Origin of the sequence: Peptococcus niger, assembly GCF_900101835.1 — a bacterium.
GTDB classification, from domain to species: domain Bacteria; phylum Bacillota; class Peptococcia; order Peptococcales; family Peptococcaceae; genus Peptococcus; species Peptococcus niger.
In genome coordinates, this window is sequence record NZ_FNAF01000008.1 from 1 (window position 1) to 15,033 (window position 15,033).

Genomic DNA, 15,033 nt, shown 5'->3' on the forward strand with positions numbered 1-15,033 from the left:
TCTCGGCCTGTAATCTTGCTGTAATAGTCTCTAGTGGTCATAGAGGCCGTGGTATCGACGGCAATGAGGAAGTCATAGCCGGGTTCTTCTTTTTGCTTGGGTTCTTGACCGGTAAACTCCAAGTACTGACGGTAATCTTCTTTACCGGCTACCTTGGTATCTGGGTTTGCTGCCCCATCTCCCAGGTAGTCAATCATTTTTTTAATATCTTTAACCTGAGTGCCTTGGGCCGGTGGGTTTGGTTCAGGCTCTGGCTGAGGCGGTGGCTCCGGTTCCGTCTTGGTGTTGGTGATGGTGAAGCCATAACGAGTTTCTGAAATAGTAGACGTATAGCCCGCCACCGGCACTTCTTCAAGACGATAGGAAAGACTGGATACTTCTTTAATTTTTTTCACATAGCCAATATAGTCTTCTACGAGCCTCACATAATTGTCTTTGATGTCTTCTTCATTAGGAAGTTCTTTTTGCCACCCGTTCCTAGACGATAAAGTAATCTGCGTTAAATACTTATCTTTAATCCTTCCAGAACCCTTTTTCCCTTTAATATAACAAGAAAAATACACCTTTACCGTTACCGATTCGCCGTAGTGTTTCTCATTCCCGTCTTTCCAAACTTTCTCTACACGCTGTCTTCGGCCATAGTCCCCGTATGAATAATCATCGTGTTCATGACTTGACCGAAAAAGGACAGAGTTTTCCCCTTCGGTGGGGGTAATGAGGTCGGAGAGGTCTTTTGCCGGATTGATTTCTTTAGCAGGCCTTTCTGCTTCAGCAGACATGGCCGGATCAGCCGGGTCTTGGTCAGCATCTGCGGCTTGGGACTGGTTTTTGTCAGCTGAAGATGCGTCTTCAAGGCTGAGGGCATAGGTCTTGCCTGCCCGGTCAATCTGTAGGTTGACCGGCGGGTTCTCCACCGGGGCCTTGGCGTAAAAAAGCAGGCGGGCGCTTTCCAAGTCTGCTTTTTCCGGGCTGAGAGCATAACTTTTTAACCCGTCTTTGCCCTCTTCGGCTGACTCTTTATCCAGTGCCAGCCCCTCTTCTTCCAGAGCGTAGTCGGGGGTTATTGCCTTGGCTTTATCCACATCTTCCTGGGCTTCTGAACTGTCGCTCAATATGTCGCTGTCCAAATGGTCCAGGAGGGCGGTCAGCTCGGCTTGTTTTTCTTTGCCGTAGTAGCTGGTCACCAGCTCAATGGACGGGTCAAGCTGCAGGCGAATCTGATCAGTTTTTTCCAGTTTCAGGTCCTTTAGGTCTAAGGCAAAGTAGCCCTTGTCCCCCTGGATGATTTTTACTTTTCCGGTCGGGCCCTTAGGGGATTTGGCCTTTAAGGAAAGACCGGAAAAGTAAGCGTCTCCGTCTCCGTCAAAGGTCCGGTCGGCTTCTTCCTTGAGGGCCTTTTGCAGCCGGAGCAGGGTGGCCCGGTCTTTTGTTCCTGCTTTTTTGTCAGAAGCGGTGGCCGGTTCTTCCGGTCTGCCCTCTTTTGCAGGTGCTTTTGCGGGTGCAGCCGCCGGATCTTTTATCTCTTGCTTGCTCAAGGCCAGAGGAATGGGATCACCTGTCACTCCTGTATCCTTGCCGAAGGTCGGCCCCTCCGGCAGGTAGGCCAGCAAGAGGCCAATGATAATCAGTAAGGAAAGGGATTTTTTAGCCCCTGCCTTTATTTTTTTCATAAAATATCACCTTCTTTTGCAGCAAAATCCGAGCTTGCCAGCTTTTCTCTTTTCTTTATCCGACGCTTCAAAAAATAAGACAGCGCCTTCCGCAAGGGGGGGGGCGCTGTCTGCCTGGCGTGATAAAACCCTAGTCCTTGCTGCGGCTGATTTCCTGACACCTAAGGACGCAGCGGGTATAGCCGCTCATGGTGCAGGTCACCAGGCTAAGTTGGTCTTCAGTATCCTTTAAAAGCCCCTGCAAATCATTACCGGCCAGCGTTTCTTTCCGGTTCACCCGGTAGTTGTACAGGCGGCCCCGGCTGTCGATAAAATCAATCCGGCTGCCCGGGCCCAAGCTGAGCAGTGGGCCGAAATGGCTGTTATAGTTATGCCCTACGATAACCATATGGTCATCCGGGCTTTTGCCGGAATACAGGCAGGGGGCCATGCGCAGCTTTTCTGAGTCATAGTCGGCCATGACCGGGAGGTGCATGCCATAGGCTTCAATGACCAGTTCGCCAATATAAGGCAGGCCGTCTACCGTGACGGTGTCTGATTTTTCTCCGCCTGCTGCCGGTTTTTCTTCTGCCTGTGTGGTTCTGATGGCTGTATGGAGTTTTTCCAGTTGCAAGGCCGCTTCTGTGCCGGCGGTCTGAGCCTGGTGGCAATTATAGGCGGTTAGGCCCAAGGCGGCCAGGAGACAGAGGGCGGCCAAGAGGGTATATCTACCGGCGCCCCTCATGAACGGTCCCGTTTGCCTTGCCGGCTAAGCCGGTAGCCTTTTAAGGAAAAGCCTACAGCCAAAATGGCCAAAAGCCCCACCGGCCACCAGAGCTGACCGGTTTGAGGAATTTTCCCACCGCTTGGAGGCAACTTGGGCAAGGGCTTTTCCGGCGGCTTATCTACCGGCGGTTTGTCATTACCCGGAGGCTTATCCCCAGGCGGTTCCTTGGGGACCGGTTTTTGGGGTGGGGCCTCTTTGCTATTGGTCAAAGTAAAGCTATTGCCCTCCCGATTGATGGATAGGGTATAGCCTTCCGGAACGGTTTTTTCTACCACATGGTAGTTATAACCACTGGCCAAACCATACCAGTCTTTTTTCCAATTGTTGTCTGCATTTAGGGTAACGGTGTCTATGACCGTCTTATCTTTAAGCAATTGTACTTGTACGCTGGCGGGCCTTTGGTCTGAATTCTGATCCTGCCAGACTTTTTTCACGTGGACGGCCAGGTTATCGCTTTTACCGGAAGACTGGGGAATCTCATATTTGGGCCTTATCGGCGATGAAGGACTTTCTTTGGCAGGCCATTCAATGATGATGGGTACGGGCTTACGCCCGGCACTGTCACTGCTGCCATCGCCGGTAATCAAGTATAGGCCGTCAGCTGTTTTTCCGAAAGAGAGGGTGCCGTTGGCATCTGAAACAAGGGTTTGCAAGGGCTTGACACCATCTCTGCGGATGTAGCCCACCAGGGCCTCGACCAGTTCCCTTTTGCCTTCATCGTCCGTTAGGGAAAAGTTAAGCTTATAGGCTTGAAAAGGCTGGCAGGCTCTCCAGTTGCCGGTATGGTCTTTTTCGGCAACCTGATAAAGCTGAAAGGTCATATTCTTAAAAGAACCGGCAATTTCAGGACCTTTATCAGGAAGTGCACCAAGGGCAGGCAGGCTAATGGTTAAGCTCAAGAGCAGGCTTAGAATTAGCAAGATGCCCAGGGAATGCGACAAAAGCTTATTCTGTTTTTTCACCGCAGCCTCCTTTCCCATGTTGCAGCCCACCTCTTTTTTGCCCATGCAAGAGGTAGACCTGCTTGATGATTAAAATAATATTGGCTGCCAAAGCCGCAAAGGCGGCACCCAACTTCAAATAGCCGGTCAGCCAGGGCGGCCACTCCAGGCCGGCCTTCTTATCCTTTACGCCAGCGGCCTGGTCGGGCAACCGTTCTCCGGTGACCAAAAGCCGATGGGTATTGATCCCGTAAGGGGTGCAGGTAAAGAGGGTACAGTAGTCTTTACCGGGCTGGCAACGCAAGCTTTCCGAATGCTTGGGGGTGACCTTTTGGATTTGAATCACCCGGTAAGTAAGTTTTTTGTCCAAGACATGAAGGCAGAAGTCATCGCCTTTTTTTAGCTTGGGCAGGTCGGTAAAGAGGCGTGCCGTTGGCAGACCGCTATGGGCGGAAATCACCGTATGGTTGCCCAGCCCCCCGGTGGGCAAAGCTGAGCCCGCCAGGTGGCCTGCCCCAATTTGCAAAACAGGCGCGCTGGTCCCATGGTAGATAGGCAGCTTGAGCCGCAACTTTGGGATGTCAACATAGCCCATAATGCCCGTTTTTTCCGGGTCCAGGCAGTCTTTATAGCCGGGAATCAGGTTTGGTTCGTCAAAGGCAGCCGGATTTTGGCGGAGGGCGGCATTGTAATTTTCCGCCGCTTGCCAAAGAGCAGCCTTTTCTGTGGCAGTCAATTCATCTACCCGGCCGCAATAGTTGACAATCGCCCGGGTCTGGGTGAAGCCATTGATAAAGGACCCGATGGTCGGATAGCACAAAATCAAGAGCCCCACCAGCATTAAAAGTAAGGACAACAGTGCCGTTCGTTCTCTTTGCATAAGCCGGACGCCGCCGAAGGTCCTTCAGCGGCGTACTTCCTTTCCTATTAACCGATTACCGGTTACCGGCATTCATTTTACGGCTGCGACGATACATACCGGCTGCCAAAAGGCCAATACCGCCACCAATAACGATGAAGAGCTTAGCCCCCATACCACCGGTACCGGGAAGTTCCTTACCGGTATTGTTCTCCACTTGAGCTTTGACAAAAGCCTCAGCGTTTTGGTTGGCATAATCAACCTCCACTTTAACTTTATCGGTTGACATATTATAGCCTTCCGGCGCCTTGGTTTCTTCCAGATAATAGGTCCCGTTTTTCAAACCTTTAAAGTCAGCACGACCCTTTTCATTTGTGGTCACCTTAGTTGCATCGCTTAAATTATCTACCCAAGTTACTTTATCATCTTTTAGACAATAGTATTTTGCCGTAGTATCTGCGCCATCTCGCAGAACAAATTCAGCGCCGGCCAACTTTTTCTTATCTTTTCCGTCATACTTATCAATGGTAATGGCTGCCGTATACACTTTCTTCTCATCAGTAGTGGTGTCGGTTTCCTTGCCGTTTTTCGGGTTATTGCTGTATTGAAGGGTTACTTTGTTGGAGTTCCCCTCTTGACCGATAACAGCATCCTTGTTGATGGCAGCGTGATAAGTAACTTTAATGGTCTTTCCTTTTAAGTCCTGCAAGTTCAACATCTTAAAATCAATTACCAGCTCGCCATTGGCTACATCCGGGCTGCAAGTAATGTTCGAATCGTTCGTCATATTTTTACCATCAATTTCCACTGTAACGCTATCCGGTTTTAAGGTTAACCCCTTACTCAAGGCATCCGTCATTTTAAAGGTATATTCAGAGTAACCGGTGGTATCAGGCACCTTACTGATTAAGGTATAAGTCGCTTCCTGACCGTAATCAAAGCTTTCCTCATCCACCTTTTTCTCAACCGTTGGGTAGGTGGATTTGACATTAACCGTGCCATCCGGCTTAGCAGAGGTAATGGAAGAGATTGACGCAACACCATCTTTTAAAAGGGACGCCCCTTGAGGATAAACCAGGTAGTAGCCCAAGCTCAAGCCCGTAAATTTATAGCTCTCTCCGCTTGCCGTTGCCGACGCGGTCGGCTCCTTGCTGCCGGCAAAAGCCAGCGCATCTTGGGCAAATCCAGCTACATTGTCATCGGTAATATTGATATACTTGACAACCCCCTTAACAATAATAGGGTTAAGGCTATTGCCGGTATTGGTGTCACTAATATACTTTGCACCGGCTCCTTTAAAGAAATCCTCCCACTCAGAGGCAATCGTATAAGACACCTTATCCCCGGAATAGGTCAAGTCAAAGACCTTATAAATATTATAGACTTTATCTTTCACCGTATTGTTTACGGTAATAGAACCTTTTTCCTGGTCTGCAGCAAAGGCACCCATGGCGGGCACGAGATTAACCGCCAAGAAGGCAGCCACCAAAAGAGCGGCGCCGATTTTTTTAAATGTTTTCTTCATCTTTTTCTCCTCATCTTTTATTTTGTCCCTAGGCAGCGGGGCAGTGAGACTGATACGGACGGGGGGCCGTATCAGCCGACCCGGCAGACTTCTGTTTTCCGACCGGATCCTCTACCCCTTGCTTTTTCCTAAGAGAGGAAGGCAATCTTCCGCGGAAAAAGCCGGCAAACATTTTAAGCTTTGTTTCTTATGTCAAACAGAACGCCCCCTCTTTCTGTTACCTATAGCTAATCATTAATTTCAAACATGAATGAAGCTTGAAATCTAATCTACCTTGTTATATATTAACCATAGCTAACTCCTACTGCAATTCTATACTTTACTTTTTTTCTTTTTAATTTAAGACTCTTTTTGAAACATATTTTATTTTTTTCTCACTTAATAACCGGGGAGGCGCTAGCTCTTGTTATTCCTCCAGCAAGAACAAAAAATGATGGATCTGATGATGATCCTGTACCGCCATGAAAATGAATGGATGACCTATGGCGAATTGGCGAAAATATTACAGTGCTCTAAAAAAACGCTTGCCTCTTACCTTGCAGCCCTTAAAAACTGTTTTCAGCGTCTGTCTCTTTTAAAAATATCGGCTCTATGGTTTGTGTTACCTTCTGTCCAAATTTCAGTGTCTTGACTTTACAACGGCAATTTTTATGCCACACCTTAGTGGCGAAAATTTTGTGGTCTTGTTTTTTGACGCCAAATAAAGATAAGCTTGATTTGACTTTAGAAATGCACTCCAGCGAATCATCTATTTACAGGAATGTCCAGTGTCTGAATAAGGCCCTCTCACCATGCTACAAGCTACATTTTTCTTATAAAGAAATGGCTTTTTCTGGTCAGGAAGAGGAAATTCGGGCATTTTACACCAATTTTTTTATTGAAATGTCACATGCGACAAGCCGTTGGCCCTTTAGCGGCTTGGTTGAGGAAGAAGATGTCCACCACCTGATATGTTGTCTGGCACAGGATATAAGGCTTGCGCCTTTCCCAAACCATTTTAATTTTTTGAAATACGTCTCGGCTGTCGCTCTAATCCGTTTCCAGCAAGGGAAAGAAATTCCAGGTCTTCACCCCCAGCCCTTCCTGCATGATCTTTTTAAAAAAATGGCCGGAAGGCCGGTCGTCCAAGAGATCCTGGAAAAATATTTGCCATTAACAGCAGGGAAGCCTGTGGATGCCTTGTATCAAATTTTTGGCAGTTTCATTGCCAACGGCTACCTGCCTTTTTTGACAGACCCAAAGGGCAGAGATTGGGCCCGGGAAAATTACAAGGTGCACTACTTGTTCTTCAAAGATCTCATCGCTGACCTGACTGAAAAATATAACCTTACCATTGATGACCCGGATGAGCTCTACTACAAGCTCTTTATTTACATGCGCTTTAAAGCGCAAAATATTGATGCTGCAAGATTTTTTATTGATTATACGATAAATATGGCCTCTCGTATTCAGCCCTATAATCCTGCCCTTTACAAGGATTTGTACACACGCCTGGATAAGCATTTGACCCGGTATGCTCCTACTTTTCATAATAAGTTGCCCTATTTGATCTACAATATTTACATGCTTTGGCCAAAGCTCTTGTCTCAATTGCTCGTGAGTAGGCCGCCTTGCCGGGCCTTGGTCATCAGCCAATATGATAAAAACTATTCGGAGAGCTTAACGGACCTGTTAAACACCCTCAACCCCAACCTGCTACAAGTGGATACCTATGACGCTTACCTGGTGGATCTGGAGGCCATAAAGGCTTCATCATATGAGCTCTTCATCACAGACTTTCCCTTAGATGATCTAGCCCCTGACAAAATGGTGCTCAGTTTTGAACAATTGCCGCTGCCCCACCAGCTCCAGCAATTACTGTTAACGGTCACCAATAGCATTTTAAAGAAGCGACAGGGAGCCGCTTTCCGGATAGACCACAAGCCGGAAGCGGTCGCGCTTTCTGCTGACAGGCCGGAAAATCCACTTCTGTGATTGACAAATTGGTCGTTTCTTTCTACAATGAACCTATTACTAGAGATTGATACGCAGTGATGAGACTATGACTTAACTTCCCTCTCAGAGAGCCGGTGGTTGGTGAAAACCGGCGTTGGAAGCGGTCTTTCCACCTCGGAGCGTGGGCTGAAAAGTCCCGGCAGGCGGCCGTTATGCGCATAAAGTGGCAGCTTGGCTGCAATTCGGGTGGTACCGCGGATGATTCCGTCCCTTTATGGGGCGGAATTTTTTTATGGAAGGCTGCTGACCCGGTGCCGGCTTGCTGGGACCTATTTCGGAAAGGAGATGCCGACTTGTACATTGCAACGAATATTCCCCTCTTGCCTTCAACGATGGAGTTGATGGCTGCGGAGCAGGTGGATGTGGGGCAAATTGACATCGACTTGCCCTGGTCTGAGGTGAGCCATACGGCGGATGGGCTTTTGTTAAGCGGTGACGGCGAATTGCCGGAGATGCTCTATGCGGCGCGGGGAAAATTGGCGGCGATTGGCCTTTTAAACCGGGACCAACGGCTCTTGGATGTCCCCCAGGCAACGGCGGCGGGCATTTTGGTTTTGGAGCCGTTGCGGGGCGAATCGGCCAGCCAGGCGGATTTTATTTTAATGAAGCTTTTAGAGGCTGCCCGCGAAAGCGATTATGAGCCGGTGGAGTTGGCAGGCAAGCGGCTGGGCATCTTAGGGGTCGGTCCGGCGGCCAAAGAGGTGGCCCGGCGGGCCCAGGCCTTTGGCTTGCAGGTGGTCTTTAGCGCTGAGGAGAGCAGCCGGGTCCAGGCGGAACTCTACCAGGCGGAAATTTTACCGACCATTGACCTCTTGGTCAGCGTGGATATTTTAGTGAATTTACAGACGCGGGCCGCTGGTGAAGGCCGGTTTGGCAAGGATGAAATTCAGCTGCTGCGGGAAAATGCCATTTTAATCCACATTGGCGATCCCCAGGTCCTGCGGATGAATGAGCTGGTCCGGGCCCTGGACTGGGGCTACTTAAAGCGGTTCATTATCGACTTGCCGCCGGGCTATGAGGCCATGCAGGAGGTCCTGGCCCACTACATTGGCGATGCTGCCAGTGTGGGGGCTGCCGGCAATACCCTGGAGGCGCGGCGGAGCATTGAACGGGAGATGGCCCGGGATTTAATCCATGCCTTGCGCGGGCAGGCGGTGGATTCAACCATCAATGTCCCCCACTTACGCTTGGCGGAACGGCGCTTGCACGCGCCCTGGCTCCGGCTGGCAACCCTTTTAGGGCAAATGCTGGGCGCCCGGCTGGGCCACCGGCCGAAGCAGGTGGACCTGACCGCTGGACGGGAGGCGCCAAGGCTCAATGAAATGGCGATCTGGTCCGCTTTTCTGGAGGGACTTGCCCACGGCTTGGGCGATGACCGGGTCAACCGGATTTCAGCCCGCATCTGGGCCCAGGAAGCAGGCATCAAACTCGTCTGGCAGGCTGAGTCAGCGCGCATTGACGGCCTTTCTGCAACGGCCGGCAGCTTACGGGGCATCTTGGAAGTGGGCGGCAGCCTGCGGCACAATGCCCTCCAGCTGACCCGGCTGGACCAATTCCGTTTTACCGCCGAACCGACGGAGCACCTGCTCCTGGTCCCCCACGCCAACCGGCCCGGGATGGTCGGCCAGGTGGGCACCCTGCTGGGCGCCAGGCAGGTGAACATCGGCGGCATGGTACTGGGCCAAAAAGAAGAGGCCCGGGACATTGCCCTTATGTGGATTATGTTGGACAAGCCGCCTAAGGCGGATTTATTGGAAAAAATCACGGCCCTGAGCGGCATGCGCCAACCTGAATACATTCATTTACCGCAAACGCTTTTAACCCCATTGACCGATCAGATGCTTGTCTGATGATGAAAGGAGACCCCTATGTTAGATCTAAAACTGATGCGCCAAAACCCTGATGCTGTCGTGGAAGGTGTCCGCCGCCGCGGCGATAGCCTGGACATGACGCCCTTTTTGGACGCAGACCGTCGCTACCGTGAACTGACCGTTGAAATTGAATCCCTCCAGCAACAGCGCAATGAAAAGAGCAAGGCCATCGGCCAGGCCAAGCGCAAGGGTGAAGATGCCGAGGCCCTGATGGCTGAGGTCAACGCGGTCAAAGAAAAAATTGACAACATTGAAGCAGACCACCGCCGGATTGCTGAGGAACTGGACGCTTTCCGTGCCGGGGTGCCGAACATTCCGGCGGCAGACATTCCCGATGGCGGCGAAGATGATTTTCGCGTAGAACGCACCGTGGGCACGCCGAGAGATTTTGCCTTCACGCCGAAGGCCCACTGGGATTTGGGCGAATCTCTGGACCTTCTGGATTTTGAGCGTGGTGCCAAGGTCACCGGCAGCCGCTTTACCTTCTATAAAAAACTGGGCGCCCGCTTGGAACGGGCGGTGATTGCCTTTTTCTTGGATTTCCACACAGAAAAACACGGCTACACCGAATTGATCCCCCCCTATATGACCAACAGCACTTCTGATTTTGGCACCGGCCAGCTGCCCAAGTTTGCCGAGGACATGTTTCACCTGGAGAATACGGACTATTACCTGATTCCCACCGCCGAAGTCCCGGTCACAAACTACCATCGCGATGAGATTTTAGCGGAGAAGGACTTACCGGTGAAATACTGCGCCTTCAGCCCCTGCTTCCGGTCTGAGGCCGGGTCGGCCGGCCGGGATACCCGGGGCATTATCCGCCAGCACCAGTTCCACAAGGTGGAAATGGTCAAGCTGGCCCATCCGGACCACAGCTGGGAAGAACTGGAAAGTTTGACCAAGGATGCGGAAGACCTCTTGCAGGCCCTGGGCCTGCCCTACCGGGTCATCACCCTGGCAGCCGGCGACATTGGTTTTTCCAGCGCTAAGACCTACGACTTGGAAGTCTGGCTGCCGTCTTATGACAATTACCGGGAGATTTCTTCCTGCTCCAACTTCCTGGATTTCCAATCCCGCCGAGCCAACCTCCGCTTCCGCGATGCCGATGGAAAGGTGCGCTTTGTCCACACCCTGAACGGGTCCGGACTGGCAGTGGGCCGGACCGTCGCTGCGATTATGGAAAATTACCAAACCGCTGACGGCAAAATTGAAATTCCGGAAGCCCTCATCCCCTATATGGGTGGCCGGACCATTATTGAGTAAGTCTTTATTGACTAAATTTTTGCAGCAAAAAATACCCTTTCGGGGCGCACCGGTTGCGTCCTGAAAGGGTATTTTTATTGGGTTAAGGGCGGCTAGTCTTTGTCGGAGGGATCCGGTCCTGCCATGGGAAGGTCCTGCTCGCTCAGCACCAAGACGCCGGCCGCTTGTAGGGCTTCAGCGGCGACCCCCTGCCCGGGGATCAAGCTGCGACTGAAGCTGCCGTCATAAATTTGACCGCTGCCGCAGGAGGGGCTTTTGGCCTTTAAAATGGCCAGGCGAATGTGGTGGGCCGCTGCCATGGCCACGGCGCAGGCGGCGCCTTGCCGGTAAGCGGCGGTTAGGTCCTGTCCGTCGGCGGTGCGGACGGCCTCGCCCTGTCGCTCTGCCGGCGGCCGTGGCGTGGAAAGGCCGCCGGCAACTTCGGGGCAAATCGGGTAGAGGACATAGCGCCGGGCCAAGGCTTGAACGCCGGGGTAGGTCTTGGCCCGGCCATCGTATCGGCAGGGCTGGCCCAACAGGCAGGCGCTGACCAAAATCGGCGCCCCCGCCGGCAGGTCTGCCAGTTGACTTGCCGCATCCGCTTGCTCGCTTCCGCCGACCACTTCTGCCGGGGTTATAGAGAAGTCTTTATCCATGGACATCCATCGCCTCCAATACCTTCCGGGCCGTTTCCCGGTGGCCGTCAAGGGACAAGTGCAGGCCGTCAAAAGGGTCTATGCCGGTATCTGAGACCTCCACCCAGCGGACCCGGGCCAGGTCTTCCCTGGCCCGCAGCTGGTCAGCCAGGGCGCGACAGGCATGGACCATCCAGGGCGGCCCGAAGGCCAGGTCACCTGCCAAGGGGTCTACCGCATGGGGCAGGAGGACGATGACCCGGGTCTGCTCTGCCAGGGGCGCCAGGAAGGCCGCCATGGCATCGGCCAAGACCGTCACCCCAACCCCATACAAGAGGTCGTTCGTGCCCAATTGCACGAGGACCGTCTCCGGCTGCAGGGCCGCATACGTTCGCCTCAAAACGCTGCTCCCGTCGGCCAGCCCTTGAAGGCCGCACAAGCGGCCGAAAAATACCCGTCCGTTTTGTCCTTCCACCCGCACCCTTTCCGCCGGTAGGGCCTGCTTGACCTGGTCGGTCCACCGGTCTCCCGGCAGGTAGCGGCCACCGCCGGGCCGGTAGCCGAAGGTATTGGAATCGCCAACAATCAATAGGGTCATAGGGGCCACCTTTCCTTGTTTTCCTCTAGCGACGGCCCCTGGGAGGCCATCATCAGTTTGAAATAATTTTCACGAAATCCCTTGACTTTATCTGCAAGAGGGTGTACTCTATACATGTTAAAGCTTATAGGTTCCAATAATTTTTCTTATGCCCTTGGTGATTCGCACCCCCTAATTTGCCCCCCTCTTCCTGACCTGCTCGCTCCCCCGCGACAGGTCTTTTTTATTTGCCCCTTTTACGCCTAAGATGTGTAAAAAACGGGGACTTTTGGTATGATTATAGCATAGAAGGAGGGCGCTTATGTTTGAATTTAATGATGTGGCTTTAATCCTGGAAGGGGGCGGCATGCGTGCGGCCTACAGTGCCGGCATGGTCAGCGCCTTAATGGAAGCAGGGCTGCGGCTCCCCTTTATTGCAGCGGTATCCGCCGGCGGCACCATTGCTTCCTGCCTCTTGTCAGACGATCGACCCCGCTTGCGGGCCTCGTTTGTGCAAATGGCCAGCGACCCGAATTTCGGCGGTCTTGACCATTTCCTCCACGGCGACGGTTATTTTAACGCCCGCTATATTTACGAAGATGCCTGCCAGGCAGGCGGCGGCATTCCCTTTGATTATGCCGCCTATGCGGCCAACCCCTGTGACTTTGCCATTGGCGCCTTTGCCCGGGACAGTGGAGAGGCCCATTGGTGGGGCCGGGCCGATGTCCATTCCACAGCGGATATGGGGCGGATTGTCCGGGCCTCCAGTTCCTTGCCCCTCTTGATGCCCCCGACCCGGGTGGGCGACAGCTACTACGTTGACGGGGGCTTGGCGGAAAGCATTCCCCTGTCACCGGCCTTGGCCCGGGGCTATCGGCGTTTTCTCATCGTCCGCACCCAGCCCAAGGATTACCGGAAAAGGGAGCACCGGCCGGCCCTGCTGAGCCGGGCCGTGGCTTTGCGGTATCCCCACATGGGGGCGGCCATGCGCACCCGGCCGGCCCGCTACAACCGGGAGTCGGCCTTTTGCCAAGCCTTGGTCCGCCACAGGATGGCCTACATGCTCAGTCCTGAAACCATGCCGGTGAGCCGGGCCGAATTGGACGAAAAGGCGGTCGGCAATGCCTTTGATGAAGGCTTAGCCCAAGGCCGGCGGGAATGGCCGCAAGTGCTGGCCTTTCTCCAGGGAGGGCCGCCATGGAAGCCTTAAGCCCGGCCTTGTATGCCATTTTAGCCTCGGAAGGTCGGTCTGATTTAACGAATCCGCAGAAGAGCATTGCCGCCAGTGTGCTTTTAGCGGCAGAGGTCTGGGACTTGCTGAATGCCGGCATCCTCTGGGGCGTTTCCAGCCGACGCTTTCACGCCGGCAGGAATCCCCTTCCTGCCGACCTGGACCACCTCACCCAGACCCACCGGGCCATTTTAGTTGATGGTGCCAGCTGTCCGTCCGAGGTCTACCGGATGCTCTCGGCGCCCGGTCCCTGCCTCGAACGGGAAGACGATTATCGCCGAATAAAAGGCCCCTGGCCCATCGAGAAACCGGTAGATTATGGCGACATGGCCCCCGCCATCCGGCAAAAGGTGCGGCAGGTCGCCCTGGGCAAGACGCCTTCGCCGGCGGACGATGCCCTCCTGGTCGCCTTATTCCGGGCCTCTTGGCTGCGTGGCTTTTACATCCGATCAAAAATGGACCAGGTTACCTTATCCAAGCGTTTAAAGGCCTTGCGCCGAAAGCCGCCCATGGCCGGCGGCTGGCCCTTGCCTGACCTGATTATGGCCTTTTTGTTATTGCGTGAATTTTCGCGAATTTAGCCGAATAAGAAAGAAGGTATTATCATGCCCCATACACACCTCACCGTTGAAAAATTAAACCAATTGAACATCCGGGGCAGAGCCATCCATCCGGACTCCCCGGAAATGCAACTCATGTTGGACACCTGTGCTGAAGCCCGGCGGTTAAATGCCCGCTACAACAACAGCGATTACAATCCGGAGCTGTTAAAGGCCTTGCTGGGCCAAATGATGAAACAGCCGGTGGCCGAAGGGGTCCGGGTCAACCCGCCTTTTTATGTGGACTACGGGCGTAACTTGCACATCAAGCACCATGTGCTGATCCACAGCGGTTGCTATTTTCAGGACCAGGGCGGCATCTTTATCGGCGAACGGGTCAGCGTGGGCCATAACGTTAAAATTCTCACCTTAAACCACGGCCTCCTGGTCAAAGATCGGGCCAACCTCTACCCGCAAAGCGTCAGCATTGAAGCAGACGTCTGGATTGGCGCCGGCGCCATCATCTTACCCGGCACCTGGATCTTCCAGGGCGCCGTCATCGCCGCCGGAGCTGTGGTCCGGGGGAAAGTCCCGCCCTTTACCCTTGTTGCCGGCAACCCGGCCAAAGTGGTCCGGGAAATTCCCGGCATCACACAGGAAATTGCCGATTACTACCGCATGATATGACCCGGGCCTCTTTGTTTGAGCCCTTGACCTTTCGGGTATATCAATAGGCACGAAGGGAAAGCCATGAAGGAGTGGATCATATGATTTTTAACGTAAACGGCGAGCAAAAAGAACTGATTGCCCACGAATTTAAACCAAACACCGCTGTCGAGGACATGCCCGAGAATACAGAAGAACTCTTGGAAGACCTGCTGAGCGGCCACAAGAAAGATTTGCTGCACCACCGCTATAAGGTCGATGCCGACGATTTTGCGGAAATGGAAGCCCTGGTAAACTTGAACAACGAAAACCAGGCTCTCCACGCCCAGCTTACCGCCGATGAACAAGCTCGCTATGACGATTGGGAAATGACCCGCTGCATGCGCGATGCCATGCACATGGCGGAAAAAGAACATGAATTTTTAAAAGGCCTCCTGGCCGAACGTCCGGAATAACCCAGAGCGACCCTTAAGCGGTCGCTTTTTTTATGCCTGTCTTTGGCGAGCCGGTGGACTT

The 15,033-nt window shown here is 53.0% G+C and carries 15 protein-coding genes and 1 pseudogene; 9 read left to right on the forward strand and 7 right to left on the reverse strand.

What is annotated here, in order from left to right; translation table 11 throughout:
- The 5 genes from BLQ16_RS06635 to BLQ16_RS06655 all read right to left on the reverse strand — a co-directional run.
- Positions 1-1,670 (reverse strand): Cna B-type domain-containing protein (locus tag BLQ16_RS06635; RefSeq protein ID WP_144019672.1); only part of this gene is annotated, 1,670 nt, incomplete at its 3' end.
- Between the two features lie 130 nt (positions 1,671-1,800).
- A complete protein-coding gene (locus tag BLQ16_RS06640) occupies positions 1,801-2,394 on the reverse strand; it encodes a sortase (protein ID WP_091791964.1) in 594 nt (197 codons plus the stop codon).
- Positions 2,391-3,398 (reverse strand): Cna B-type domain-containing protein, encoded by a 1,008-nt coding sequence (locus BLQ16_RS06645; protein WP_159428021.1) that lies wholly within the window; start codon positions 3,396-3,398, stop codon positions 2,391-2,393. The genes BLQ16_RS06640 and BLQ16_RS06645 overlap by 4 nt, the downstream gene beginning before the upstream one ends.
- Positions 3,382-4,257 carry a class C sortase gene (locus tag BLQ16_RS06650; protein ID WP_091791966.1) on the reverse strand — a complete coding sequence of 292 codons (876 nt, stop codon included), beginning with the start codon at positions 4,255-4,257 and terminating at the stop codon, positions 3,382-3,384. The genes BLQ16_RS06645 and BLQ16_RS06650 overlap by 17 nt, the downstream gene beginning before the upstream one ends.
- A 55-nt stretch (positions 4,258-4,312) precedes the next feature.
- Entirely contained in the window at positions 4,313-5,761 is a 1,449-nt protein-coding gene (locus BLQ16_RS06655) for a SpaH/EbpB family LPXTG-anchored major pilin (RefSeq protein ID WP_091791967.1), read from the reverse strand.
- A gap of 403 nt (positions 5,762-6,164) precedes the next feature.
- On the opposite strand from BLQ16_RS06655, the gene BLQ16_RS06660 reads away from it, so the two are divergent.
- The 5 genes and pseudogenes from BLQ16_RS06660 (at position 6,165) to serS (ending at position 10,890) form a co-directional block, all read left to right on the forward strand.
- On the forward strand, positions 6,165-6,392 hold the full coding sequence (locus BLQ16_RS06660; protein ID WP_091791968.1) for a helix-turn-helix domain-containing protein: 228 nt from the start codon (positions 6,165-6,167) through the stop codon (positions 6,390-6,392).
- Positions 6,353-6,577, forward strand: a pseudogene (locus tag BLQ16_RS09930) (hypothetical protein); the annotation flags it as partial. The gene BLQ16_RS06660 and the pseudogene BLQ16_RS09930, both read left to right, overlap by 40 nt.
- Before the next feature lie 354 nt (positions 6,578-6,931).
- Complete coding sequence (locus tag BLQ16_RS09805; RefSeq protein WP_242868969.1) at positions 6,932-7,735, forward strand: hypothetical protein; 804 nt, start codon at positions 6,932-6,934, stop codon at positions 7,733-7,735.
- A 173-nt stretch (positions 7,736-7,908) separates the two neighbouring features.
- Positions 7,909-9,606, forward strand: a complete 1,698-nt coding sequence (locus tag BLQ16_RS06670; RefSeq protein WP_091791970.1) for an NAD(P)-dependent oxidoreductase — start codon at positions 7,909-7,911, stop codon at positions 9,604-9,606.
- An 18-nt stretch (positions 9,607-9,624) separates the two neighbouring features.
- A complete protein-coding gene (gene serS, locus BLQ16_RS06675) occupies positions 9,625-10,890 on the forward strand; it encodes a serine--tRNA ligase (RefSeq protein WP_091791971.1) in 1,266 nt (421 codons plus the stop codon).
- A gap of 92 nt (positions 10,891-10,982) precedes the next feature.
- On the opposite strand, the gene BLQ16_RS06680 is transcribed toward serS, so the two are convergent.
- Together BLQ16_RS06680 and BLQ16_RS06685 are read right to left on the reverse strand one after the other, a co-directional pair.
- Positions 10,983-11,531 (reverse strand): 2-thiouracil desulfurase family protein, encoded by a 549-nt coding sequence (locus BLQ16_RS06680; protein ID WP_242868970.1) that lies wholly within the window; start codon positions 11,529-11,531, stop codon positions 10,983-10,985.
- Positions 11,518-12,102 (reverse strand): GDSL-type esterase/lipase family protein, encoded by a 585-nt coding sequence (locus BLQ16_RS06685; protein WP_091791972.1) that lies wholly within the window; start codon positions 12,100-12,102, stop codon positions 11,518-11,520. Before BLQ16_RS06685 ends, BLQ16_RS06680 begins: the two co-directional genes overlap by 14 nt.
- A 301-nt stretch (positions 12,103-12,403) precedes the next feature.
- Between BLQ16_RS06685 and BLQ16_RS06690 the strand changes: the two genes are divergently transcribed.
- The 4 genes from BLQ16_RS06690 to BLQ16_RS06705 all read left to right on the forward strand — a co-directional run bounded on the left by BLQ16_RS06690 (position 12,404) and on the right by BLQ16_RS06705 (position 14,972).
- On the forward strand, positions 12,404-13,291 hold the full coding sequence (locus tag BLQ16_RS06690) for a patatin-like phospholipase family protein (protein ID WP_091791973.1): 888 nt from the start codon (positions 12,404-12,406) through the stop codon (positions 13,289-13,291).
- Entirely contained in the window at positions 13,279-13,893 is a 615-nt protein-coding gene (locus BLQ16_RS06695; protein WP_091791974.1) for a hypothetical protein, read from the forward strand. The genes BLQ16_RS06690 and BLQ16_RS06695 overlap by 13 nt, the downstream gene beginning before the upstream one ends.
- A gap of 24 nt (positions 13,894-13,917) precedes the next feature.
- Positions 13,918-14,538: an LbetaH domain-containing protein gene (locus tag BLQ16_RS06700; protein WP_091791975.1), complete on the forward strand. Its 621-nt coding sequence runs from the start codon at positions 13,918-13,920 to the stop codon at positions 14,536-14,538.
- An 80-nt stretch (positions 14,539-14,618) separates the two neighbouring features.
- Positions 14,619-14,972 (forward strand): hypothetical protein, encoded by a 354-nt coding sequence (locus tag BLQ16_RS06705; RefSeq protein WP_091791976.1) that lies wholly within the window; start codon positions 14,619-14,621, stop codon positions 14,970-14,972.
- Positions 14,973-15,033 lie beyond the last annotated feature (61 nt).